The sequence below is a fragment of the Streptomyces mutabilis genome, from assembly GCF_046628145.1.
Taxonomy (GTDB): Bacteria; Actinomycetota; Actinomycetes; order Streptomycetales; family Streptomycetaceae; genus Streptomyces; species Streptomyces mutabilis.
Genome location: NZ_CP176874.1, coordinates 3,952,242 through 3,976,488 on the forward strand (window position 1 = coordinate 3,952,242; position 24,247 = coordinate 3,976,488).

General features: G+C 71.2%; 22 protein-coding genes and 1 tRNA gene. 14 read left to right on the top strand and 9 right to left on the bottom strand.

Going from position 1 to position 24,247, the window contains the following annotated elements; all coding sequences use genetic code 11:
• Positions 1-284: 284 nt before the first annotated feature.
• Both ACLIN4_RS17715 and ACLIN4_RS17720 read left to right on the top strand, forming a co-directional pair.
• Positions 285-818, top strand: coding sequence for a peptidylprolyl isomerase (locus ACLIN4_RS17715; protein WP_100048611.1), 534 nt, complete (start codon positions 285-287; stop codon positions 816-818).
• Positions 819-930: 112 nt separating this feature from the next.
• Entirely contained in the window at positions 931-1,821 is an 891-nt protein-coding gene (locus tag ACLIN4_RS17720) for a rhomboid family intramembrane serine protease (protein WP_289908537.1), read from the top strand.
• A 253-nt stretch (positions 1,822-2,074) separates the two neighbouring features.
• Here ACLIN4_RS17720 and crgA read toward each other — a convergent pair whose 3' ends face one another.
• A complete protein-coding gene (crgA, locus tag ACLIN4_RS17725; protein ID WP_003975080.1) occupies positions 2,075-2,329 on the bottom strand; it encodes a cell division protein CrgA in 255 nt (84 codons plus the stop codon).
• A 121-nt stretch (positions 2,330-2,450) separates the two neighbouring features.
• Between crgA and ACLIN4_RS17730 the strand changes: the two genes are divergently transcribed.
• Genes ACLIN4_RS17730 through ACLIN4_RS17750 form a run of 5 tightly spaced genes read left to right on the top strand, consistent with a single transcriptional unit; the run spans position 2,451 to position 5,938 of the window.
• A complete protein-coding gene (locus ACLIN4_RS17730; protein WP_179350528.1) occupies positions 2,451-3,230 on the top strand; it encodes a DUF881 domain-containing protein in 780 nt (259 codons plus the stop codon).
• A gap of 45 nt (positions 3,231-3,275) precedes the next feature.
• A complete protein-coding gene (locus ACLIN4_RS17735) occupies positions 3,276-3,473 on the top strand; it encodes a hypothetical protein (protein ID WP_369176692.1) in 198 nt (65 codons plus the stop codon).
• Positions 3,470-4,108, top strand: a complete 639-nt coding sequence (locus ACLIN4_RS17740) for an aminodeoxychorismate/anthranilate synthase component II (RefSeq protein WP_290014961.1) — start codon at positions 3,470-3,472, stop codon at positions 4,106-4,108. The genes ACLIN4_RS17735 and ACLIN4_RS17740 overlap by 4 nt, the downstream gene beginning before the upstream one ends.
• Complete coding sequence (locus tag ACLIN4_RS17745) at positions 4,105-5,154, top strand: class E sortase (RefSeq protein WP_381940818.1); 1,050 nt, start codon at positions 4,105-4,107, stop codon at positions 5,152-5,154. The genes ACLIN4_RS17740 and ACLIN4_RS17745 overlap by 4 nt, the downstream gene beginning before the upstream one ends.
• Before the next feature lie 13 nt (positions 5,155-5,167).
• Positions 5,168-5,938 (top strand): class E sortase, encoded by a 771-nt coding sequence (locus ACLIN4_RS17750; protein ID WP_290014960.1) that lies wholly within the window; start codon positions 5,168-5,170, stop codon positions 5,936-5,938.
• Between the two features lie 216 nt (positions 5,939-6,154).
• Here ACLIN4_RS17750 and pknB read toward each other — a convergent pair whose 3' ends face one another.
• The 6 genes from pknB to fhaA form a co-directional block, all read right to left on the bottom strand.
• Positions 6,155-8,170: a Stk1 family PASTA domain-containing Ser/Thr kinase gene (gene pknB, locus ACLIN4_RS17755; protein WP_411575995.1), complete on the bottom strand. Its 2,016-nt coding sequence runs from the start codon at positions 8,168-8,170 to the stop codon at positions 6,155-6,157.
• Between the two features lie 190 nt (positions 8,171-8,360).
• Positions 8,361-9,833, bottom strand: coding sequence for a peptidoglycan D,D-transpeptidase FtsI family protein (locus tag ACLIN4_RS17760; RefSeq protein WP_289908545.1), 1,473 nt, complete (start codon positions 9,831-9,833; stop codon positions 8,361-8,363).
• Positions 9,830-11,266: an FtsW/RodA/SpoVE family cell cycle protein gene (locus ACLIN4_RS17765; RefSeq protein WP_107479174.1), complete on the bottom strand. Its 1,437-nt coding sequence runs from the start codon at positions 11,264-11,266 to the stop codon at positions 9,830-9,832. Before ACLIN4_RS17765 ends, ACLIN4_RS17760 begins: the two co-directional genes overlap by 4 nt.
• Positions 11,267-11,293: 27 nt before the next feature.
• Positions 11,294-12,841, bottom strand: a complete 1,548-nt coding sequence (locus tag ACLIN4_RS17770; RefSeq protein ID WP_307653564.1) for a Stp1/IreP family PP2C-type Ser/Thr phosphatase — start codon at positions 12,839-12,841, stop codon at positions 11,294-11,296.
• A 144-nt stretch (positions 12,842-12,985) separates the two neighbouring features.
• Positions 12,986-13,504, bottom strand: coding sequence for an antibiotic biosynthesis regulator FhaB (fhaB, locus tag ACLIN4_RS17775; protein ID WP_100048619.1), 519 nt, complete (start codon positions 13,502-13,504; stop codon positions 12,986-12,988).
• A 10-nt stretch (positions 13,505-13,514) separates the two neighbouring features.
• Positions 13,515-14,396 (bottom strand): antibiotic biosynthesis regulator FhaA, encoded by an 882-nt coding sequence (fhaA, locus tag ACLIN4_RS17780; RefSeq protein ID WP_289908546.1) that lies wholly within the window; start codon positions 14,394-14,396, stop codon positions 13,515-13,517.
• A 534-nt stretch (positions 14,397-14,930) separates the two neighbouring features.
• Here fhaA and ACLIN4_RS17785 point away from each other — a divergent pair.
• A tRNA-Leu gene (locus tag ACLIN4_RS17785) sits at positions 14,931-15,017 on the top strand.
• An 87-nt stretch (positions 15,018-15,104) separates the two neighbouring features.
• Here the strand turns inward: ACLIN4_RS17785 and ACLIN4_RS17790 are convergent.
• Complete coding sequence (locus tag ACLIN4_RS17790; protein ID WP_107479468.1) at positions 15,105-15,992, bottom strand: carbohydrate-binding protein; 888 nt, start codon at positions 15,990-15,992, stop codon at positions 15,105-15,107.
• Positions 15,993-16,592: 600 nt separating this feature from the next.
• Between ACLIN4_RS17790 and ACLIN4_RS17795 the strand changes: the two genes are divergently transcribed.
• From ACLIN4_RS17795 to ACLIN4_RS17820, 6 genes are all read left to right on the top strand, one after another.
• Complete coding sequence (locus ACLIN4_RS17795; protein WP_381910883.1) at positions 16,593-18,080, top strand: DUF2252 domain-containing protein; 1,488 nt, start codon at positions 16,593-16,595, stop codon at positions 18,078-18,080.
• A gap of 57 nt (positions 18,081-18,137) precedes the next feature.
• A complete protein-coding gene (locus ACLIN4_RS17800; protein ID WP_289908549.1) occupies positions 18,138-18,953 on the top strand; it encodes a hypothetical protein in 816 nt (271 codons plus the stop codon).
• Between the two features lie 31 nt (positions 18,954-18,984).
• On the top strand, positions 18,985-19,332 hold the full coding sequence (locus ACLIN4_RS17805) for a rhodanese-like domain-containing protein (protein ID WP_289908550.1): 348 nt from the start codon (positions 18,985-18,987) through the stop codon (positions 19,330-19,332).
• A 163-nt stretch (positions 19,333-19,495) separates the two neighbouring features.
• Positions 19,496-20,347 carry a DUF5819 family protein gene (locus tag ACLIN4_RS17810; protein WP_289908551.1) on the top strand — a complete coding sequence of 284 codons (852 nt, stop codon included), beginning with the start codon at positions 19,496-19,498 and terminating at the stop codon, positions 20,345-20,347.
• Positions 20,344-21,630: an HTTM domain-containing protein gene (locus ACLIN4_RS17815; protein WP_289908552.1), complete on the top strand. Its 1,287-nt coding sequence runs from the start codon at positions 20,344-20,346 to the stop codon at positions 21,628-21,630. The genes ACLIN4_RS17810 and ACLIN4_RS17815 overlap by 4 nt, the downstream gene beginning before the upstream one ends.
• Before the next feature lie 10 nt (positions 21,631-21,640).
• The gene (locus ACLIN4_RS17820) at positions 21,641-22,402 is read left to right on the top strand and encodes a TrmH family RNA methyltransferase (RefSeq protein ID WP_289908553.1); all 762 of its coding nucleotides are present in this window, start codon (positions 21,641-21,643) and stop codon (positions 22,400-22,402) included.
• Positions 22,403-22,452: 50 nt separating this feature from the next.
• Here ACLIN4_RS17820 and paaN read toward each other — a convergent pair whose 3' ends face one another.
• A complete protein-coding gene (gene paaN / locus ACLIN4_RS17825; protein ID WP_289908554.1) occupies positions 22,453-24,144 on the bottom strand; it encodes a phenylacetic acid degradation protein PaaN in 1,692 nt (563 codons plus the stop codon).
• Between the last annotated feature and the right edge of the window lie 103 nt (positions 24,145-24,247).

Below are 24,247 nucleotides of genomic sequence, written 5' to 3' on the forward strand. Positions count from 1 at the left end.
TCACGGGCGGTGTCTTCGTGATGTCCGGGACACGTGGTGATGAAGTTGCCGACAACCGCCGATCAACCTCAATAACGAATGAATACCGGGCAACGGGAGCCTGCCGACGACAATGCCACGAATCGGCGCCCCGCGCTCGCGACCCAGCAGTACCGGCCGGAGCACTCGACCGGATCACCGCAACCCACTTCGCCGAATCGGAGCAGGAAACGCCTGCCCGACGCCCTGCCCGCCCCCCGCCGTGCGAGGATCGGCGAGCACCAAAACACGACGGAAGGCACATCGTGGCCGAGCAGCTCTACGCCACCCTGAAGACCAGCCACGGCGACATCGAGATCCGGCTCCTGCCGAACCACGCCCCCAAAACGGTCAGGAACTTCGTCGAACTCGCCCGGGGCGAGCGGGAGTGGACCCACCCCGCAACCGGCGAGAAGACCACGGCCAGGCTCTACGACGGCACGGTCTTCCACCGGGTCATCAGCGGCTTCATGATCCAGGGCGGCGACCCGCTGGGCAACGGCACCGGCGACCCGGGCTACCAGTTCGAGGACGAGTTCCACCCGGACCTCTCCTTCAACAAGCCCTACCTGCTGGCCATGGCGAACGCCGGCCCCGGCACCAACGGCTCCCAGTTCTTCGTCACCGTCGCCCCGACCACGTGGCTGAACCGCAAGCACACGATCTTCGGCGAGGTGACGGACGCAGCCGGCCAGAAGGTCGTCGACACCATCGCGGCCCTCCCGACCAACCCCCGCACCGACCGCCCCGTCGACGACGTGGTCATCGAGTCGGTCGTGGTCGAGACCCGCGAAGGCTGACCCCGACCGGGCCGCAAGGAACCAAACGCCCCGCTCATCCGTAAAGATGGGCGGGGCGGTCCGTTGCCGAACACCGACCGACCACTGCCCGCAGGACGACCGAGGGGAAGCCATGGATCACGCGGCAGCCGGCTCACCGGAAGCCCAGAGCCTGCCGGGCTGCTACCGCCACCCGGACCGCGAGACAGGCATCCGCTGCACCCGCTGCGAACGCCCCATCTGCACGGACTGCATGGTCAACGCATCCGTCGGCTTCCACTGCCCCGACTGCGCGAGCGGCCGCACCGGCGGGAACGGCCCGGCCCCGGCCGCCTCCCGCCCCCGCACCCTCGCCGGCGGCACCATCGCCGCCGACCCCCACCTCCTCACCAAGATCCTCATCGGGATCAACATCGCGGTCTTCATCGCCGTCCACACCCTGTCGGAGACCTTCCTCGGCGACATGGTGCTGATCGGACAGTGGCCCCCCGCCCCCTACGTCCCGCACGAGGGCGTCGCGGAGGGCGAGTGGTACCGCCTGGTGACCACCGTGTTCACCCACGAGGAAATCTGGCACCTCGGCTTCAACATGCTCAGCCTCTGGTTCCTCGGCGGACCCCTGGAAGCGGCCCTCGGCAGAGCCCGCTACCTCACCCTCTACCTCGCCTCCGGCCTCGCCGGCAGCGCCCTCACCTACCTGCTCGCCTCACCCGGCCAGGCCACCCTCGGCGCCTCCGGCGCGGTCTTCGGCCTCTTCGGCGCCACCGCCGCCCTCGTCCGCCGCCTCAACGCCGACATGCGGCCGGTCGTCATCCTCCTGGCGATCAACCTGGTCTTCACCTTCACCTGGAGCGGGATCGCCTGGCAGGCCCACATCGGCGGCCTCGTCGCCGGCGCCGCGATCGGCTACGCCATGCTCCACGCCCCGCGCGAGCGGCGGGCGCTCGTGCAGTACGGCACCTGTGCGCTGGTCCTGGTGGCCGTCGTCGGCCTGACCCTGTTGAGGACCGCCCAGCTCACCTGAGCGCAGGTTGTCCACAGTGTGTGGCCGATCTTGTGCACAGTGTGCGGGAACAGGTGTGCCCCCTGTCACTGACCAGTGTTTCCGCAGGTCAGGCAGGGGGCAAACGTGCTTTCGGTTGCCGGTACTTCCGTCACACCGGCGTCAATGCCCGGTGGGTTATCCACAGATCTTCTTTCTTTTCCACCTGTGGACAACGCCTGTGGATAACTCCGTGGATAGCCCTGGGGAGAGCTGTTCCGGGTCTACCGCCGGGTTACTTCCACTGCGTCGAGACACCGAATCCGGCGGCGATGAAACCGAAGCCCACCACGATGTTCCAGTTGCCCAGGGAGTCAATGGGCAGTGAACCGTCGGTGACGTAGAAGACGACGATCCAGGCGAGACCGATGACGAACATGGCCAGCATGACGGGGGCGACCCAGCCGCGGCTCGTCAGCTTGATGCTGGTCGCCTGCTTCGACGGCGGCGGCGTGTAATCGGCCTTCTTGCGGATACGTGACTTCGGCACGAGGGTCTCTCCTGTCGATGCGCTGCGTGGCCGCGCAGGGAACGGGGTCGGGGACTTGGAGCGCTCCCCCGGGCGTCCGTTAGCGTAGTGCTTCCGTGGCGCCGAAGGAGATAAGGGTACGTTGAGCAATTCTGCCGACTCCCCCCAGGCGGGATCCAGCCCCGCCCGCGGGCGCCGTTTCCGGCCCGTGCGAGTCCTGACGGCAGCCGTCTTCGCGCTCGCGGGACTCATCTTTTTCACCAGCTTCGACACCGCGAAGGGCACCAATATCCGTACGGATGCCTCTTTGCTCAAGTTGTCCGATCTCATCCACGAGCGCAGCCGGGACAACGGCGAACTCGAGGAGTCCAACGCGGCCCTGCGCGACGACATCGAATCGCTCGCCGAGCGCGACGACGGGCGCACGAAGTCGGAGGACGACAAGCTGGCGGCGCTGGAGGAGAAGGCGGGCACGCAGGAACTGAAGGGCGAGGCGATATCCGTCACGCTCGACGACGCCCCGCCGGACGCCACCGCCAAGCTCCCGGGCTACCCGGAGCCCCAGCCCGACTACCTGGTGATCCACCAGCAGGACCTCCAGGCGGTCGTGAACGCCCTGTGGCAGGGCGGCGCCGAGGGCATCAAGGTCATGGACCAGCGGCTTATCTCCACCAGTGCGGTCCGCTGCGTGGGCAACACCCTCATCCTCCAGGGCCGCGTCTATTCGCCGCCGTACAAGATCCAGGCGGTCGGCGATCCGGGGAAGCTGAAGAAGGCGCTGGCCGCGTCCCCGGCGATCCAGAACTACATGGTGTACGTCAATGTCTACGGGCTCGGCTGGAAGGTCGAGGACGACGGGACGGTGACGCTGCCGGGCTACTCGGGCACGGCGGATCTGCAGTATGCCCAGCCTGTGGATTGACGCCTTTGTGGAGGGCCTCGCGCCGTTAGTCTGGTGCGGTGCGGCGTGAGTGCGGCGCCGTGGTGCGACGGAAGGGACGGCATGTACGGCTGGATCTGGCGGCATCTGCCGGGGAACGCGTGGGTGAAGGCGCTGCTCTCGCTCGTGCTGGCGGTGGCCGTGGTCTACGTCCTCTTCCAGTACGTCTTCCCGTGGGCGGAACCGCTGCTTCCCTTCAATGATGTGACGGTGGACAACCAGTGAGCGCGCGCATCCTCGTCGTGGACAACTACGACAGCTTCGTCTTCAACCTGGTCCAGTACCTCTACCAGCTCGGCGCCGAGTGCGAGGTGCTGCGCAACGACGAGGTGTCGACGGCGCACGCCCAGGACGGCTTCGACGGCGTGCTGCTGTCCCCCGGGCCGGGTACGCCGGAGCAGGCGGGGGTCTGTGTCGACATGGTCCGGCACTGCGCGGCGACCGGGGTCCCTGTCTTCGGCGTCTGCCTGGGCATGCAGTCGATGCAGGTGGCGTACGGCGGTGTGGTGGACCGGGCGCCGGAACTGCTGCACGGCAAGACCTCCCCGGTCGAGCACGCGGGCAGGGGTGTCTTCGCCGGTCTGCCCTCGCCCTTCACGGCGACGCGGTACCACTCGCTGGCGGCCGAGCCGGCCACGGTGCCGGCGGAGCTGGAGGTGACGGCGCGCACGTCCGACGGGATCGTGATGGGGCTGCGCCACCGGGAACTTCCCGTCGAGGGCGTGCAGTTCCATCCGGAGTCGGTGCTGACCGAGCACGGGCACCGGATGCTGGCCAACTGGCTGACGGAGTGCGGTGACCAGGGTGCGGTGGCGAGGTCGGCGGGGCTCGCCCCGGTGGTGGGCAGGGCCACGGCGTGACCGCGCTGCGCCCCGAGCGCGACTCCGGCTCGGCCGGTGACCAGGGATCCTCGTACGGGCAGCCGTACGGGGATTCCGGTGCGTTCGGGGGCGGTTGGGACGGGTGGTACGGGGATTCCGCCTCGGAGGGGGCGGCGCAGGTTCCCGTCGACGACGAGACGGTGGCGTTGCGGGTTCCGGACCCGCCGCCGGTACGGGCGCCCGCCGCCGTGACTCCTCCGGGCGGGGGGCGCGCGGCCCGCAGGAAGGCCGCGAAGCGGCGTCACGGGCGCCGTGGCGGCTCCCGGGGGCCCTCCCCGGCCCAGGAGTCGGACGAGGCGCCGAAGGCCCCTCTGTCGCGCGTGGAGGCGCGTCGGCAGGCCCGCGCCCGGAAGCCGGGCGCCGCGGTGATCGCCAGCCGTGCGGTCGGTGAGCTCTTCATCACGACCGGTGTGCTGATGCTGCTGTTCGTCACGTACCAGTTGTGGTGGACCAACGTCCGTGCCCAGGCGCAGGCGGACCGGGCGGCGAGCAGCCTCCAGGAGGACTGGGCGAAGGGCGAGCGCAATCCGGGGGTCTTCGAGCCGGGGCAGGGTTTCGCGCTGCTGCACATTCCGAAGCTGGACGTGGTGGTGCCGATCGCCGAGGGCATCGACGACGAGAAGGTCCTCGACCGCGGCATGGTCGGGCACTATGCCGAGGGTGCGCTGAAGACGGCGATGCCGGACGCGAAGACCGGCAACTTCGGCCTGGCCGGGCACCGCAACACGCACGGTGAGCCCTTCCGGTACATCAACAAGCTCCAGCCGGGTGATCCGATCGTCGTGGAGACGCAGGACGAGTACTTCGTCTACAAGATGGCGTCGATCCTGCCGGTGACGTCGCCGAGCAACATCAGCGTCCTCGATCCGGTGCCGAAGCAGTCCGGCTTCAAGGAACCGGGCCGCTACATCACCCTCACCACGTGCACGCCGGAGTTCACGAGCAAGTACCGGATGATCGTCTGGGGCAAGATGGTCGAGGAACGGCCGCGCAGCAAGGGCAAGCCGGATGCGCTCGTCAGTTAAGGGCGGATGACCAGTGGCAGCGACCACCGACACGCAGCACGAAGAGCAGTCCGGAACGGACGGCCCTGCGGCGCCCGCGGCACGCCGCCGCGGTCGCGCGGGGCGCGTCGTCGCGCGGACCGTCAGTGTCTTCGGCGAACTCCTCATCACCGCGGGCCTGGTGCTGGGCCTGTTCGTCGTCTACTCCCTGTGGTGGACGAACGTGGTCGCCGACCGCGCGGCGGACGAGCAGGCCGACAAGGTCCGTGACAACTGGGCCCAGGACCGGGTCGGATCGGACGGCCCGGGGGCGCTGGACACCAAGGCGGGCATCGGATTCCTGCACGTGCCGGCCATGGGCGACGGCGACATCCTGGTGGAGAAGGGCACGTCGATGAAGGTCCTCAACGACGGCGTGGCCGGCTACTACACCGATCCGGTCGAGTCGGCGCTGCCGACCTCCGGCAAGGAGGGCAACTTCTCCCTGGCGGCTCACCGGGACGGGCACGGCGCCAAGTTCCACAACATCGACAAGATCGAGGAGGGTGATCCGATCGTCTTCGAGACGAAGGACACCTGGTACGTCTACAAGACCTACGCCGTCCTCCCCGAGACCTCTAAGTACAACGTCAGGGTCCTCGACCCGGTCCCCAAGGAGTCCGGCAAGAAGAAGGCCGGCCACTACATCACCCTGACGACCTGCACGCCGGTGTACACGAGCCGGTACCGGTACGTGGTGTGGGGCGAGCTGGTGCGCACGGAGAAGGTGGACGGGGAGCGGACGCCGCCGAAGGAGTTGCGGTGACGGGACCCTGAAATGACGGAGGCCCGAAGCCGCACCTTCCTCTTGCGGCTTCGGGCCTCGTCGTTCACGTCACTGCAGGACGGTCAGTGGTGCTCCGGCGCTCCATGCCTCCAGGAGTCCGCGGTGTATGACGGTGATACCGCGGAAACGACAGAGCCCCGGTCCCTCCGGTGAGGGGCCGGGGCTCTTGCCGTGCGCGGGGGCCTCGCGGGAGCGTCAGTCGTCGCCGCGGAGGCCGCCGATGAAGCCGCCGCCGTTGTTGCCGCCGTTCCCGCCGTTGCCGCCGTTGGCGCCCACGGTGGTGAGGGTGATCTGCGTGGCGGCGGGGTCGTCGACCTCGGAGTTGGCGGGCGGGGTCTGCTGTATCACCACGGCGTTGCCGTCATTGGGCCCGGAGACCTGGATGTTGGTGAAACCGGCCTGGTTCAGGGTCTGCTGGGCCTGTGCCAGGGGGGTGCCCAGCGGGATCTCGGGCACCTTCGTCTTCTCGACGGCCTTGGCGATCTTCACGTTGATCGTGCTGCCGCGGTCGACGTCCTTGCCGCCCCCGATGCTCTGCTCGAAGATCGTGCCTTCGGCCTGAGCGGCGGAAGGCACCTGCTCCTGGGTGCCGAGGACGAGGCCCTCCTCCTCCAGACGCTTCCTGGCGTCCTCGGGAGTCATACCGGTCAGGTCCGGCACGGTCACCTGCGCCTGCTCCTTGGCGACGGTCAGGGTGACGGTGGTCCCCTTCTCCCGTGACGCACCGCCTTCGGGGTCCTGGGAGAGGACCGTGTCCGGGGTCTCGGTGGACTCCTCGGACTGCTTCTCGACCTCGAAGCCCTTGTCCTTCAGCGCCGCTTCGGCCTCGCTGTAGGTCATTCCCTCGACGTCGGGGATCTCGATCTTCGGCGCGCCCGTCGAGACCACCAGGTCGACGGCGGACTGCTTCTGCACCGAGGTGCCCTGTTCGGGGTTCTGCGAGCAGATGTTGCCCTTGGGCTGGTCCTCGCAGGGCTGCTGCTTGAAGGTCAGTTCCAGGTCGGCGTTGTCCGCGAGTTGCTGGGCGTCCGCCTTGGTCTGGCCGACGAAGGCGGGTACGTCGACCTTGTCGTTGCTCGGTCCCGCGTCGTTGCCGAACAGCTGCATGCCGATGAGGATCGCGCCGACCAGGACGAGGACGCCGGCCAGGACCAGGAAGATCGTGGAGGCGTTGGACTTGCGGGACTGCTGGCGGCGCCGGTCGGGGCGGTCGTCGTAGCCGTAGCCGCCGTCGTCCGGGTTCATCGGCGGCAGCATGGTCGTGGCGCCCGCGCCGGCGTCGGAGCGCAGGGCGGTGGTCGGCTGGTCGTCGGGGTAGGCGCCGTAGCCGCCGGCAGCCATGGCGCCCATCGCGGCGGTGGCCGCGACCGGCTGGCCGTCGAGGCAGGCCTCGATGTCGGCGCGCATCTCGTCGGCCGACTGGTAGCGGTAGTCGGGGTCCTTGACCAGGGCCTTGAGGACGATCGCGTCCATCTCGGGCGTGATCTCGGGGTCGAAGACGCTGGGTGCCTGCGGTTCCTCGCGCACGTGCTGGTAGGCGACCGCGACCGGGGAGTCCCCGACGAAGGGCGGGCGCACGGTCAGCAGTTCGTAGAGGAGGCAGCCGGTGGAGTACAGGTCGGAGCGGGCGTCGACCTGCTCGCCCTTGGCCTGTTCCGGGGAGAGGTACTGGGCGGTGCCGATCACGGCGGCCGTCTGGGTCATGGTCATGCCGGAGTCGCCCATGGCGCGGGCGATGCCGAAGTCCATGACCTTGACCTGGCCGTTGCGGGTCAGCATCACGTTGGCCGGCTTGATGTCGCGGTGGACGATGCCGGCCCGGTGCGAGTACTCCAGCGCCTGGAGGATGCCGATGGTCATCTCCAGCGTCCGCTCCGGCAGCAGCTTGCGGCCGGAGTGGAGCAGCTCCCGGAGTGTGGAGCCGTCGACGTACTCCATGACGATGTACGGGATCGACACGTTGTCGATGTAGTCCTCGCCCGTGTCGTAGACCGCCACGATCGCGGGGTGGTTGAGCGAGGCGGCCGACTGGGCCTCCCGGCGGAAGCGGGCCTGGAAGGACGGGTCGCGCGCGAGGTCGGCGCGCAGCGTCTTCACCGCCACGGTGCGGCCGAGCCGGGTGTCGTGCGCGAGGTATACCTCCGCCATGCCACCACGGCCGAGCACCTGGCCCAGCTCGTACCGGCCGCCGAGGCGACGCGGCTCTTCCATGGTTACCTACCAGCCCTCTCCGTCGGTCCCGACCGGCATGCTTGTACGGTCGGAGGCTGCCGTCCGGCCTACCGTACCCGGCTCGCCCCGGGTGGCCTGGCCAAGCCCGATACCCGATACAGGACCGGTATCGCAACGTGCGCCTATGTGAAGGGGACGTGACCGGAGTCACGTCCTGTTCAGCCCGTGGTCACTTCTTGCTCTCCAGAACGGCCTCCATCACGTTCTTGGCGATCGGGGCCGCGAGGCCGCCGCCGGAGATGTCGTCACGGACGGCGTTCTCGTCCTCGACGACCACGGCCACGGCGACGGGCGAGCTTCCGTCCTCGCCCTTGGCGTAGGAGATGAACCAGGCGTAGGGGTTCTCCTTGTTGTCCACGCCGTGCTGCGCGGTGCCGGTCTTGCCGCCCACGGTGACGCCGTCGATCCGCGCGTTGCTTCCGGTGCCCTTCTCGACGACGGTCTCCATCATGTCCTGGAGGATCTGGGCGTTGTCCGCGGACAGCGGCTTGCTCATCTCCTCGGGGTCCGTCTTCTCGATGGTGTCGAGGTTGGGTGCCTGGAGTTCGTCCACCATGTACGGCTTCATCAGGGTGCCGTTGTTGGCGATGGCCGAGGTGACCATGGCCATCTGGAGCGGGGTGGCGGCGGTGTTGTACTGGCCGATGGCGGAGAGTGCGGTCTGCGACTGGTTCATGTCGCCGGAGAAGACCGAGGCGCTGGAGCGGACGGGGACGAACTGCTCCTCGGTGAAGCCGAACTTCTTGGCCGTCTCCAGCATCTCGTCGTTGCCGAGGTCGGAGCCGACCTTGCCGAAGACGGTGTTGCAGGACACGCGGAGTGCTTCGCGGAGGGAGGCGTTCTCGCAGGGGAGGTCGCCCTCGTTGGGCAGCTCGGTGGTGGTGCCGGGCATGGTCCAGGGCAGGGGGGAGTCGGTCTTCTCGTCCGCCGAGTCGTACAGGCCGTGTTCCAGGGCCGCGGCCGCGGTGAGGACCTTGAAGGTGGAGCCGGGCGGGTAGACCTCGCGCAGGGCCCGGTTGAGCATCGGGTCGTCGGGGTTGTTCTTCTTCTGGAGCTTGTTCCAGGCCTCGCCGGCCGCCTCGTCGCTGCCGGCGATGGCGGTCGGGTCGTACGAGGGGTAGGACGCCATCGAGAGGATCTTGCCGGTGGACGGTTCGATCGCGACGACGGCTCCCTTGCCGCCCTGTTTCTTCAGGCCGTCGTAGGCGGCCTTCTGGGCGGCGCTGTTGAGGGTGGTGACGACGTTGCCGCCCTCGCGCTTCTTGCCGGTGATCATGTCGAGGGTGTTGCGGAAGAAGAGCCGGTCGTCGTTGCCGGTGAGGATGCCGTCGTCGATGGCCTCGATCTGGGTGGCGCCGTAGGCCTGGGAGACGTAGCCGGTGACGGGCGCCCACATGGCGCCGTCCTTGTAGGTGCGCTTGTACCTGAAGTCGCCCTCGGTGGTGGCGTGGCCGGTGATGGCCTTGCCGTCGACGATGATGTCGCCGCGCGGGCTCGCGTAGCGCTCGATGGCGACGCGGCGGTTGTGCTCGTCCTCCTTGAGCTCGTCGGCCTGGACGTACTGGAGCCAGTTGTCGCGGATGAGCAGGGTGAGGACGAGGAGGCCGCAGAAGATCGCGATGCGGCGCAGTGGCTTGTTCACGGGCGGACCACCTGGGTCATTTCGGCGTCGGGGTTCGCGGGTGCCGAGGGTGCGGGCCTGCGTGCCGTGTCGCTGATGCGCAACAGGATGCCGATCAGGGCCCAGTTGGCGATGACGGAGGAGCCTCCGTAGGCGAGGAAGGGCATCGTCATACCGGTGAGCGGGATGAGGCCCATCACGCCGCCGGCGACGACGAAGACCTGGAGGGCGAAGGCGCCGGACAGGCCGATGGCGAGGAGCTTGCCGAAGGGGTCGCGGGCGGCGAGGGCGGTGCGCACGCCGCGTTCGACGATCAGTGCGTAGAGCAGGAGGAGCGCCATGAGGCCGGCGAGGCCGAGTTCCTCGCCGAAGGTGGCGAGGATGAAGTCCGAGTTGGCGGCGAAGCGGATCAGTTCGGAGTGGCCCTGGCCCCAGCCGGTGCCGAGGGTGCCGCCGGAGCCGAAGGCCCACAGGGCCTGCATGGCCTGCTCGGAGTGGCCGACCTGGCCGGCGCGGGAGAGCGTGTACTCCTTCATCGGGTCGAGCCAGGCGTCGACGCGCTGCTGGATGTGGGGTTCGAAGGTGGCGACGCCGACGGCGCCGACCGCGGACATCAGCAGACCGAACACGATCCAGCTGGTCCGCTCGGTGGCGACGTACAGCATGATCACGAACATGCCGAAGAACAGCAGCGAGGTGCCGAGGTCGGTCTCGAAGACCAGGATGAGGATGGAGACCATCCAGACGACCAGGATCGGGCCGAGGTCGCGGCCGCGGGGCAGGTAGAGGCCCATGAAGCGGCGGCTGGCGAGGGCCAGCGCGTCACGCTTCACCATCAGGTAGCCGGCGAAGAAGATCGCCAGGACGATCTTGGCGAACTCACCGGGCTGGATGGAGAAGGAGCCGACCTGGATCCAGATCTTGGCGCCGTAGATGTTCTTGCCGAGGCCCGGCACCAGGGGCAGGAGCAGCAGGAACAGCGCGGTGACCATGGAGATGTAGGTGTAGCGCTGCAGGACGCGGTGGTCCTTGAGGAAGATCATCACGGCGACGAACAGGGCGATGCCCATCGCGGTGTACATCAGCTGGCGGGGTGCGGCGGTGCCTGCCTGCTGGATGTCCTGGAGCAGTTCGGACTGGTCGAGGCGCCAGATGGCGACGAGCCCCAGTCCGTTGAGCAGGGTGGCCAGCGGCAGCAGCAGCGGGTCCGCGTAGGGCGCGAACTTGCGCACGACGAGGTGGCCGACGCCGGCCAGCAGGCCGAGGCCGAGGCCGTAGCTCAGCAGGCCGGCGGGCACCTCGTCGTTGATGGCCAGTCCCACGTTGGCGTACGCGAAGACCGGGATGAGTACGGCGAACACGAGCAGGGCCAGCTCGGTGTTGCGCCGGCTCGGGGCGCCGATGGCGCCGATCGTGGACGTGTGGTGCGTCGGCGAGTTGGAAGTACTGCTCATCGGGTGACGGTGCCTCTCACGGCTGGCCTACTGCTTACCGCACAGCGAGGCGACCTTCTGCTCTTCCTCCGAGAGGGTCGGGCCGGGGCCTGGAGTGGGTGCGGTCGTGGACGGGGGCTCGGACGATTCGGGTGCCTTCGGCGTTCCCGACGTGCTCGGGCTCGGTGAGGCCTTGGACGTGAAGGAGGCGGGGCTGGTCCCCGTGGTGCCTCCGGCCTGTCCCTCGCCAGGCTTCGCGCTCTGCTCGGTCGCCGCGGCGCTCTGCTCGGCCTTCTTCTTGCAGGCGGAGGCCTGGACCGCCAGTTCCTCGATCTTGGCCCGCGCGTCGGCGAGGTCGCTCTCGGGGATGGTGGCCTCGACCAGTTTCTGCTGGTAGGGCGGCAGGTACTTGAGTTCGATCTCGGGGTGGTCCTTCTGGACCTTCGAGAGCGAGATCCAGGCCAGGTCCTGGCTGATGCCCCGGTACAGCGCGAGGTGGTCGTCCTTGGTGCCGACGTAGTACTGGGTCTGGGTCCAGCGCCAGCCGCCGTAGGTGCCGCCGCCGAGGACGGCGAGGGCGAGCACCGTGTAGAGGGATCTCTTGAGCCACTTGCGGTTCTTGCGGGGCTTGGCGAAGTCGTCGGGGCCGTAGTCGTCGAAGCCGCCGGCCGGGATGAAGCCGGTGGTGTCGCCGCTGCCGGGCGGGCCGAACTCGCCGCCGCCGTGTCGGCCGCCGCCCTGGCGGCCGAGGCCGGCGGCGCGGCCGGCCGGGGTCTGCATGATGCCGTTGTCGCCGAACTGGGCCTGGTTCTCGGCGACGGCGCCGACCACGACCGGGGTGTCGGACAGCTGCCCGGCGAGGGTGTCGCCGGTGTCCAGGTCGAGGACGTCGGCGACGATGACGGTGATGTTGTCGGGGCCGCCGCCGCGCAGCGCGAGCTGGATCAGCTCCTGCACGGTCTCCTGCGGTCCCTGGTAGCTGGCGAGGGTGTCCTCCATCGTCTGGTGGGAGACGACGCCGGAGAGCCCGTCGGAGCAGATCAGGTAGCGGTCGCCGGCCCGCACCTCGCGGATGGACAGGTCGGGCTCGACGTGGTCGCCGCTGCCGAGCGCCCGCATCAGCAGGGAGCGCTGCGGGTGGGTGCCGGCCTCCTCCTCGGTGATGCGGCCCTCGTCGACGAGGCGCTGCACCCAGGTGTGGTCCTGCGTGATCTGGGTCAGGACGCCGTCGCGCAGCAGGTAGGCGCGGGAGTCGCCGACGTGCACGAGGCCGAGGCGCTGGCCGGTCCACAGCAGGGCGGTGAGGGTGGTGCCCATGCCCTCCAGGGCGGGGTCCTCCTCGACCATCTGCCGCAGCTGGTCGTTGGCGCGCTGGACGGCGGCGCCGAGCGAGGTGAGGACGTCGGAGCCGGGCACGTCGTCGTCGAGGGCGACGATGGTGGAGATCACCTCGGAGGAGGCGACCTCACCGGCGGCCTGGCCGCCCATGCCGTCGGCGATGGCGAGCAGGCGGGGGCCGGCGTAACCGGAGTCCTCGTTGCCCTCCCGGATCATGCCCTTGTGGGATCCGGCGGCGAAGCGCAGTGACAGACTCATGCCCACCTCGCCCGTCGGCTGCTCCGGGTACAGCCGGTCGTGTCGAGCCACACTGCCCACCCTCCGGTCGGGAGCGCGCCGGGGCCCGGGGTGCCGGCCGCCGCTGCGTGCTCGCTCCGCTCGCGCTCAATCATTGGTGTAGCACTACTTCCGCAGCTCGATGACGGTCTTGCCGATGCGGATCGGCGCACCCAGCGAAATCGGTGTGGGGGTCGTCAGCCGGGACCGGTCCAGGTAGGTGCCGTTGGTGGAGCCCAGGTCCTCGACGATCCACTGGCCGTTCTGGTCCGGGTAGATCCTGGCATGGCGGCTGGAGGCGTAGTCGTCGTCCAGCACGATCGTCGAGTCGTGTGCCCGGCCGAGCGTGATGGTCTGGCCCTGGAGGGCAACGGTGGTGCCGGTGAGGGTGCCCTCCGTTACGACCAGCTTGGTGGGGGCGCCCCGGCGTCCCCGGCCGCCGCCCTGCTGCTGGCGCTGCGGCGGTGGCGCCTGGCCTTGGCGCGCGGCGGCCTGCTGCGGCCGGTCGGCGCCGCGCCGTGCTCCGCGCTGGGTGACCCGCGTGCCGAACAGGTCGCTGCGGATGACCTGCACGGCCACGATCACGAACAGCCACAGTACGGCGAGAAAACCCAGCCGCATGACCGTGAGGGTCAGCTCTGACATTGCCCCCGGATCACCCTTCGGCTTGCCTGTAGATAACGGTGGTGCTGCCCACGACGATTCGCGAGCCGTCGCGGAGCGTAGCGCGGGTGGTGTGCTGCCCGTCCACCACGATGCCGTTGGTGGACCCGAGATCCTGGATCGTCGAGGGCGTTCCGGTCCGGATCTCGCAGTGCCGGCGGCTCACGCCGGGGTCGTCGATCCGCACGTCGGCCTCGGTGCTGCGTCCGAGCACGAGGGTCGCGCGGGAGATCTGATGGCGGGTGCCGTTGATCTCGATCCAGTGGCGGGTGCGTCCGCCGGCCGCGGGTGCGGCCGGGGGCTGCTGGCCGCCCGCGGGCTGCGGGTAGCCGTAACCGCCGGGGCGGCCGCCGGGTGGCGGCGCGCTCGGCATGGGCGGGGCGCCGGCGGGCGGGGCGGCCGGCGGGTAGCCGTAACCGCCGGGTGCGCCGGGGCGTCCGGTCGGGGCCGGGGGCGCGGCGGGGCCGGCGGAGGGTCCCGGGGCGCCCTGGTGGCTGCTGGAGGAGGCGAGCGTACGGCTGCGCACCCGGTACAGGCCGGTGTCGAGGTCGTCCGCCTTCTCCAGGTGGACCTTGATCGGTCCCATGAAGGTGTAGCGCTGCTGCTTGGCGTAGTCGCGGACCATGCCCGCGAGCTCGTCGCCGAGCTGGCCGGAGTAGGGGCTGAGGCGCTCGAAGTCGGGCGTGCTCAGCTCCACGATGAAGTCATTGGGTACGACGGTGCGGTCGCGGTTCCAGATGGTCGCGTTGTTGTCGCACTCGCGCTGGAGCGCTCCCGCGATCTCCACGGGCTGCACCTCGGACTTGAACACCTTCGCGAAGGTGCCGTTGACCAGACCTTCGAGACGCTGCTCGAACTTCTTCAGGACTCCCATGGGGCACCTCCTCCGTCGCTGCCGTCCTGTCCACTGTCCTGCGTACTGCTGCCTTGCGTGCCGCTGCTGTGCGTGCTGCCGGCGTGCGTACCGCTCACCCGCGCATTGCCCACCTGGTACTGCTTACTGATCGTATCCACGCGCCGGTCGATCGGCTGGTTCCCCCTGTCGGCCCGGTCGACGGGTGTCGACGCCTCTCGGAGTTCCCACCGGCGCCGTCCTTCGAACGCCGGGGGCCCTTCGGGACGGTCTCCCGCAGGTACTCATGCCCAGGATCGTAGAGGCGGCCGCAGACCAGTGTCCCGCACCCGACTGCGGGCCCCTACCGGCTCCCGGGCGAAAGCCCCGGACCGGTACGAGGTTGATACGTGAACGGGTGGCGGCCGGGACGAGTGCCCGAAGGAGGGCGGGCGTCCCGGTTCCCCCTGCTCCCGCCGCGGGGAAAGGGATGTGAATCCACCCGTTCCAGCGTGCTAATGTTCTCGTGTCGGAAGGCGCCGGACCGCAAGGAAAGGCCCCGAAGACACACCCAATGCGCGGGTGGCGGAATAGGCAGACGCGCTGGATTCAGGTTCCAGTGCCCGCAAGGGCGTGGGGGTTCAACTCCCCCCTCGCGCACCAGCCGGAAGCCCCCCAGGTCTCGGACCTGGGGGGCTTCCGCGTGTTCGGACGCGGATCCGTGGGGTGCCGGGCGCTGTGAGGAAGGTCTCAGGGCTCGCGGCGCCAGAGCGCGGGCACGCCGGGCGGCTCCCAGCCCGCCATCGAGGTGTGGGCCTGGAGACAGCGGTAGGCGCCCCCGCCGTACGTCACCCGGTCGCCCGCGGCATAGGAGCGGCCGGGCGCCCAGGTGCCGCCCGGGGGTTCGGTGGGCGGGTCGGTGGGGTCCGGGCCCGGGGCGCCGTCCACGTTCAGGACGAAGTCGAAGGTGCCTTCCTTGCCGCCGCCGGTGTCGCGGACGTTCATCAGGAGCGCGGGGTCGAAGAGGGCGTCCGTGCTGTTGCGGGGTTCGCCGGGGAAGTAGAGCTGGGTGGTCAGCACGGGCTCGCCGGGCGCCTGCGCCTTGACGTGGAGGTGGCGGGTGCGGCCCGGGTAGAGGCCGGGGACGATCGTGCGCAGCGTGAACGCGCCGGTGGCGTCGGTGAACTGGTGGCCGCGGAAGCGGTACCCGGCCATGTCGTAGGCGCCCGCGTTGTCGGCCTGCCAGAAGTCCAGGAGCACGCCGGGCAGCGGTACGCAGTTGCGGCCGAAGACGTAACCGCTGACGGTCAGCCGGGTGCCCGGGGCGCCGGGCGTCACCAGGTCGGTGCGCAGCGGGGAGTTCGGTCTGAAGTAGGGGCCCTCCATCTGGTCGGGCGTCGGGTCATCGCCGTCGTCGCAGTAGGGGGTCGGCGGCAGGGTCCGGTCGGTGGAGGCGCGGGCGGCGTCCCGGGCGAGCGCGATCGAGCCGGTGGCGAGCAGCGGGACGGCGGCGCCCGCGGCCACGGCCGCCCTCAGCAGCGTCTTGCGGCTGACGCCGCGGTCGGCGGTGGGGGCGTGTCCGGGGTCGGAACCGGTCGCGGGGGCGGTGCCGTGGCCGTCGGGGGTGGCGGAGGTCATGGGGGTTCCTCGGTCCTCTCGTCGGGGTGGTCCCTGGGGGAGACGGACGGGACGTGCGACATCCGGGTCGTCGGGGACGGGCAGGGAGCGCGCCCGCCGGCGCGGGGCAGGCTGTTGTCGTTGCTCCGGCGGGCGCGCTCCGTGGGGATCGCTGGAAACCGTAGGCGTGCCGGCCGGGCTCCGGGCACCTCCTGTTTCGCCCCCTGTCCGGCGTTATGCGGGCGGCGGCCGGCGTGCGGGTGGCGGCGGGGGTGGCTCGTGCGGGTGCCGGGGCGCTGTTCGGGCGGGCGGCGGGAGGGGCGTGTACGGGCGGTTCGTACGGGGGTACGGTCGTGGCGCGTCGGCGCCGGGTGGACGAGGCCGGGTCGGGGGCGTCGGGCTGAGGGGCGGTCGGGTCGGGTTGGGCTCGGGTTCGGTCGGGTTCGGGGCGGTCCCGGGGCGGTTGCGGCTCGGGCGGGCGCGGTCCGGGTCCGGACGGTGGTTCGGATCCGGGTGTGGATCCGGTGCGTTCCGGTGCGGGCGGGGCTCAGGTGGTGCGTTCCGGCGCGCGGCTCAGGTGTGCGGTACGGCTCAGGTACGAGGACGGGGAGGGTGGCCGGGATGGCCGAGGTGATGGCGGGGACGCGTGCGGTGGCGGACGCGGCCGACGCGACGGGTGCGGGTGCGGCGGACGCGGCGGGCGTCGGGGGAGACGGCGGAGGCGGTGCGCGGGTGCCGGTCGTGCCCGGGTTCGCGCGGTGGCCCGTCGGCGGTTCGCCGAAGGCGGAGGGCAAGGCGCTGCGCACGCGCGTCCCGCGGTCCGCGCACGCCGTCCTCGGCCTGGACGGCGACCGCCCGGACGCGGTGAGTGCCGTGGAGGAGTCCAACCGGGGCCGGATACCCGGGCTGACCCCGATCCGGGCCGGGCGGATGGCGGCCACACCGTTCGCCTTCCTGCGCGGGTCGGCGGGGCTGATGGCGTACGACCTGGCCCGCACTCCGGTGACCGGGATCGGCGCCCAGATCTGCGGCGACGCGCACGCCGCAAACTTCGGCCTGTACGGCGACGCCCGCGGCGGTCTGGTCATCGACCTGAACGACTTCGACGAGACGGTGCACGGCCCCTGGGAGTGGGACCTCAAGCGGCTCGCCGCCTCGCTCGTCCTCGCGGGCCGGGAGGCCGGCGCCGACGAGGACACCTGCCGCGAGGCCGCCCACGACGCGGCCGGCGCCTACCGCCGCACCATGCGGTTGCTGGCCAGGCTCCCCGCGCTGGACGCCTGGAACGCCATCGCGGACGAGGAACTGGTCTCCCACACCGACGCCCACGACCTGCTCGGCACCCTGGAGCGGGTCTCGGAGAAGGCCCGCGCCAACACCAGCGGACGCTTCGCCGCCAGGTCGACCGAGTCCACCGTGGACGGCGGGCGGCGCTTCGTGGACGCCCCGCCGGTGCTGCGCCGGGTGCCGGAGGAGGAGGCCGCCGCCGTCGCCGGCGCCCTGGAGCCGTACCTGGCGACCCTCTCCGAGGACCGGCTCCCGCTGCTGGCCCGGTACGCGGTGCACGACGTCGCCTTCCGGGTCGTCGGCACCGGCAGCGTCGGCACGCGGTCGTACGTCGTGCTGCTGCTGGACCACCGCGGCGAACCGCTCGTGCTCCAGGTGAAGGAGGCACGGCCCTCCGCGCTGCTGCCTCACCTGGCGACCGCCGGGTTCGACACTCCCGAGGTCGGGCACGAGGGGCGCCGGGTGGTCATGGGGCAGAAGCGGATGCAGGTGGTCAGCGACATCCTGCTGGGCTGGACCACGGTCGACGGGCGGCCCTACCAGGTGCGGCAGTTCCGCAACCGCAAGGGCAGCGTCGACGCCACCGCCCTGGCCGCCGACCAGATGGACGACTACGGCCGGATGACCGGCGCCCTGCTGGCCCGCGCCCACGCGCACAGCGCCGACCCGCGGCTGATCGCCGGCTACTGCGGCAAGAACGGCGAGCTGGACGAGGCGGTGGCCGCCTTCGCCGTGGCCTACGCCGACCGCACGGAGGCCGACCACGCCGCGCTGGTCACCGCGGTGCGGGCGGGCCGGGTCGCGGCGGAACTGGGGGTATGAGGAGGGGCCGGGGGCGCGCGGGCGGTTCCCGGCGCCCGCAGGCCCTAGGCTGGACGGGTGACGACGCCGGAAGCTGAGCCCGAGCAGGGGGGTGCGCCGCGTCCCGAGGAACGGCTGGAACAGGCCGTACGGGCCGCCGAGCAGGCACTCATCGAGTACGAGATCGCGCTGGAGACCTTCCGCGTGGAGGTCGAGAACTTCTCGCGCCTGCACGAACAGCGGCTCGGCCCGGTGTACGCGCGGCTCGAGGAGCTGGAGGCGCAGATCCTGGAGGCCAGGGCGGCCCGCACCGGTGACGCCGACGACCGGCGTCGGGCCGACGAGGCGCGGGCCCGGCTGATGCCGATCCCCGGGGTCGAGGAGCTGCTGAACGGCTGGATGGACGGGGACGGGCTGTTCCCGGAGGCCACGGCGATGCTCACGGACCAGGCGGTACGCCCCCCGCAGCGGGTGCGGCCGAGCGAGGAGGCCCGGCGCCTCTACCGGGAGCTGGCCCGCAAGGCCCACCCCGACCTGGCGCAGGAGGAGGACGAGCGCGTCCGGCGCGAGGAGTTCATCACCCGGGTCAACGCCGCCTACGCCCGCGGCGACGAGGCCCTGCTGCGGGAGCTGGCCGAGGAGTGGGCCGCGGGGCCGGTGCCCGAGCGGCGCCCGAGCCGCGGCGAGGAGCTGTACGCCCGCCTCGAATGGCTCGACCGGCGCAAGGAGATGCTCACGCTGCTCGCCAAGGAGCTGGAGGAGAGCGCGATCGGCGCCATGCTCCGGCTGGCCCCGGACGATCCCGACCGGCTGCTGGAGGAGATCGCCGAACAGCTCGCGACGCAGGTGCGCGAGCGCGAGGCGGAGCTGGCGGCGGCGCTCGGGCAGGACTGAGCCGGGCGGTGGCTCCGGTAGCGTCTGGGGCATGAGTTTCGGAGCTGGTGTTCCCACGGTCGAGGTCACGGACCTCAAGGACGGCGACTTCCTGCTGGACGTCCGCGAGGACGACGAGTGGCAGGCGGGTCACGCCGCCGGGGCGCTGCACATTCCCCTCAGCGAGTTCGTGGCCCGCTACGGTGAGCTGACCGACGCCGCGCCGCAGGACGGCCGCGTCCACGTGATCTGCCGGTCCGGCGGACGTTCGGCGCAGGTCACCACGTACCTGGTCCAGCAGGGCGTCGACGCGGTGAACGTCGACGGCGGCATGCAGGTGTGGGCCGCGGCCGGGCGCCCGGTGGTGGACGGCAAGGGCGAGCCGGGGCACGTTCTCTAGCCTGTCCCGTCGGTGTGGTGTCGGCCACGGTGCGGTCGGTCCGCCGGGGGCTGTGCGGGCGGCCGGTCCTGAGTACCGTTCCCGTTCGAACGTTGCCGAGCGGCCGCACGAGTGGTGGGCGGACGCCCCGCGGCGGGGCGGGCGGAACGAGGAACGGGGCGGAATGGACGCGTACGACACAGGCTCGGGCGCCCGTCAGGGGTGGGGCGGGCAGGAGCACCCGGCCGGGCCGGGCGGCGAGGCCGGCGCAACCGGTGAGTCCGTCGGAGCGGCCGGGGGGACGGGCGCAACGGGCGCCGTTCCCGGGCCGTCCGAGGAGGCCGCCGAGCCCGCGACCGGTCCCCGTACGGAGCCCACGGAGCCGAGAACCGGTGTCGCCGCGCTCTCCCCGCGCTACCAGATCGGTGCCGTGGTCGCCCTCACGGTCGTCGCCGTCGCCGTCTGCGCCCACCTGGGGCTGGTCTTCCTGCACCTGGCCCCGTCGAACACCCTCACCAAGCAGCACGGCGCCGCGGTGGACGAGTGGGTCTTCCCGGAGTTCGAGCAGAACTGGAAGCTCTTCGCCCCCAACCCCCTCCAGCAGAACATCTCCGTCCAGGTCCGCGCCGAGGTGAGCACGGCGGACGGCGAGATACGCACGACCGGCTGGTACGACCTGTCCGCCGAGGACGGCCGGGCCATCGACGGCAACCCGGTGCCGAGCCACACCCAGCAGAACGAGCTCCGGCGGGCCTGGGACTTCTTCGTCGCCACCCACGACTCCGAAGACCGCCCGGTGGGCCTGCGGGGCACGCTCTCCGAGTCCTATCTGCGGCGCATCGCGGTCCTGCGGCTGGAACGCAACGACGCCGCCGGGCCGGGCGGCGTGGTCGAGCGGGTGCAGTACCGTTCCCGGACCACCAACGTGGAGCCGCCCCCGTGGAGCGGTGAGAAGGTCTCCGACCGGCCGACCGTGCGCGAGCTGCCCTGGTGGACGGTGGCCGGCGACGGTGCGCAGAAGGAGGGCGCCGCGTGAACCGCATCGCCCTCTCGGTCTCCCGCGGCATCGCCCGCGTCACCGGCGCCGCGCTCGGCCCGTACCAGACAGCCGTGATCCGTATCGGTTTCAGCGTCACCTGGCTGCTGTTCCTGCTGCGCGAACTGCCCCACCGCCACGAGCTGTACGGACCGGAGAGCCCCTGGGGCCACGACCTCGCCGAGCAGCTGATCGCGGACAACGGCGCCTTCACGGCGCTGATGTGGTCGGACGGGCGGGCCTGGTTCGAGATCGTCTACGCGCTGGCCGTCCTGAGCAGCGTGCTGCTCCTGCTGGGCTGGCGCACCCGGACGATGTCCGTCCTCTTCATGGTCGGCGTGCTCTCCCTGCAGAACCGCAGCGTCTTCATGGGGGACGGCGGCGACAACGTCCTGCACCTGATGAGCATCTACCTGGTCCTCACCCGCTGCGGCCAGGTCTGGTCGCTGGACGCGCGCCGGGCGCGGCAGGCGGACGAGGCACGCGCGCGCGGTGAGCGGCCGGCGGCGGACCGGGTCGGGCCGGTGCTGTGGTGCGTGTTCGGGTTCCTGCTGCTCACGGTGACGCTGGCGGGCGGGATGGACGGCGACTGGTTCGTTCCGACGCTGCTGTGGACGGTGTGGGTGGCGCAGGGCCTGTGGTGGGCCGTGGGGCGCGGCGCGGGCAGCGGCCAGCCGCGCATCCTGCTCGACGTGGTCACCAACGTCGTGCACAACGGCGCCCTGGTCGTGATCATGGCCGAGGCCTGTCTGATCTACGCGACCGCGGGCTGGTACAAGATCCAGGGTTCGCGCTGGCAGGACGGCACCGCGGTCTTCTACCCGCTGCACCTGGACTACTTCTCGCCGTGGCCCGCGCTCTCCGACGCGCTCTCCGCCAGCGGCACGATGGTCATGCTCATCACTTACGGCACGGTCGCCGTGCAGGTCGCGTTCCCGTTCACGCTGTTCAACCGGCGGGTCAAGAACGTGCTGCTGGTCGCCATGATGACCGAGCACGCGGTGATCGCCGTGGTGCTGGGGCTGCCGTTCTTCTCGCTGGCGATGATCGCCGCCGACGCGGTCTTCCTGCCGACCTCCTTCCTGCGCCGTCTGGGCGGCTGGGCGGCGCGCGGACGCGACCGGCTGCCGGGCCGGCTGTCGGGCTCGCCGGCGGGCGGGCCGCCGTCCGGGGGCGGTGACAGGGGTACGGCGGCGGTGCCCGGGCCGCGTACCCACTCCGGTGGGAGCGGCGAGGAGGGGCGGCTGCCGGTGACCGAAGGGTTCCCGGGCACGCGCACGTAGGCTTCGGGGCATGACCGACCCCGACCCGCTCGTCGCCTGGCGCAGGTACGCCGACCCGTGCGTGCTGCTCGACGGCTTCCACGCCCTCAAGCACGCGCTGCGCTTCGGTGCGGAGGTCCCCGTGGCCGTCACCGCCGACCGCACGGCGGCGCTGGCCCTCGCCGACGAGCTGGCGCCCGACGTGCGGGACGCCATGGACGCGCTGCTGGCCGAGGTGGAGCGCGAGGCGTACGCCTCCCTGGTGCCGCGCCCGCACCCCACCGCGGTGGCCGCCCTCGCCGTACGGCCCTCGCGGGAGGACGGTCTGCGGGCGCTGGCGCGCACGCCCCGCCGGGCGCCCGTCGTGGTCCTCGACCAGCCGCGCAACCTGGGCAACGCGGGGGCGGTGATCCGACTGGCCGCCGGATTCGGCGCGACCGGCGTCGTGACCACCGGCACGCTCGACCCGTGGCATCCCACGGTGGTGCGCGGTGGGGCGGGGCTGCACTTCGCGACCGCCGTGGAGCGGCTGGAGGTGGCCGAGCTGCCGGACGGGCCGCTGTTCGCGCTGGACCCGGAGGGCGAGGACATCCGCGGGCTGAAGCTGCCGGACGACGCGCTGCTCGCGTTCGGTTCCGAGCGCAGCGGGCTGTCGAGCGAGCTGCGCGCGCGTGCCGACCACCTGGTGGCGCTGCCGATGCGCCCCCAGGTCTCCAGCTACAACCTCGCGACCAGTGTGGCCATGACGCTGTACCACTGGAGCGCCGACGGGGGCGCGGCCCAGGGCATCTGAGCCCGTCCTTCGAGGTTCTTTCGTGTCTGTCCGGGCCTTTGTACGCCCGTCTAGGCCTGTCGGCGGACCTCCACCACCCGGAAGCGGTTGGCGACGAACGCCCCGTCGCACAGGGCCGCGTTGGCCGCCGGGTTGCCGCCCGAGCCGTGGAAGTCGGAGAAGGCGGCCGTCTGGTTGACGTACACCCCGCCGGTGAGGTTGAGGGAGAGCTGGGCGGCCTCCTCCAGGCAGGCCTCCTGCACGGACCGCTCGACCTCCGGGTCGGTCGTGTACGCGCCCACCGTCATCGCGCCCTTCTCGCGGACGCTGTGGCGCAGCAGCTCCACGGCGTGGTCGGCCGAGTCGACGGCGACGGCGAAGGAGACGGGGCCGAAGCACTCACTGGTGTAGGCGGCCTCGTCGTCGGGCTTGGCGCCGTCCAGCTTGACGATCACCGGGGTGCGCACGACCGCGTCCGGGAACTCCGGGTTGGTCACCTCGCGGGAGGCCAGGGCGACCTCGCCGAGTCCGGCGGCGGCCTCCAGGCGGGCCTTGACGTCCGGGTTGACGATGGCGCCCAGCAGCGCGTTCGCGCGGGCGTCGTCGCCGAGGAGGCCGTCGACGGCGCGGGCGAGGTCGGCGGTCACCTCGTCGTAGGACTTGGCGCCCTGGTCGGTGCGGATGCCGTCGCGGGGGATCAGCAGGTTCTGCGGGGTGGTGCACATCTGGCCGCTGTAGAGGGACAGCGAGAACGCCAGGTTGGCGAGCATCCCCCTGTAGTCGTCGGTCGACTCCACGATCACCGTGTTGACACCGGCCTTCTCGGTGAAGACCTGCGCCTGGCGGGCGTTGGCCTCCAGCCAGTCGCCGAAGGAGGTGGAGCCGGTGTAGTCGATGATCCGGATCTCGGGGCGGGTCGCCAGGGTCTTGGCGATGCCCTCGCCGGGGCGTTCGGCGGCCAGCGCGACCAGGTTCGGGTCGAAGCCGGCCTCGGTGAGCACGTCGCGGGCGACCTGGACGGTGAGCGCGAGCGGCAGCACCGCGCGGGGGTGGGGCTTGACCAGGACCGCGTTGCCGGTGGCGAGGGAGGCGAACAGGCCCGGGTAGCCGTTCCACGTCGGGAAGGTGTTGCAGCCGATGACCAGGCCGATGCCGCGCGGGACCGGCGTGAACTGCTTGGTCAGCGCCAGCGGGTCGCGCTTGCCCTGCGGCTTGGTCCACTCGGCCGTGTCGGGCGTGCGGGACTGCTCCACGTACGCGTACGCGACCGCCTCCAGGCCGCGGTCCTGGGCGTGCGGGCCGCCCGCCTGGAACGCCATCATGAACGCCTGCCCGGAGGTGTGCATGACGGCCTGCGCGAACTCCATCGTGCGGTCCGCGATCCGCTTCAGGATCTCCAGGCAGACCATCGCGCGCGCTTCCGCGCCCGCGTCCCGCCAGGCCCGCTGACCGGCCTTCATGGCGGGCAGCAGCACGTCGAGGTCCGCGTGCGGGTACTCCACGCCCAGCTCGATCCCGTACGGGGAGACCTCGCCGCCCACCCAGCCGTCGGTGCCGGGCTGGCCGAGGTCGAGGCGGGTGCCGAGCAGGGCGTCGAAGGCGGCCTTGCCGGCGGCCGTGTCCAGGCTGCCGTTCTCCCCGTACGCCTTGGGGTGCTCGGGGTGGGGGGACCAGTACGCGCGCGTGCGGATCGTCTCCAGCGCCTGGTCCAGGGTCGGCCGGTGCCGGTCGATCAGCTGGTGCGCGGTGAGTTCGGCGGCCATGCGGGACCAACTCCTCGTCTCTCCCGAACGCGCCGTCGGCTCCGGCGTCGACTTCGGGACCTGGGGGAAACCTGGGCAGAAACAGGCGGACACGGCTAGAGTA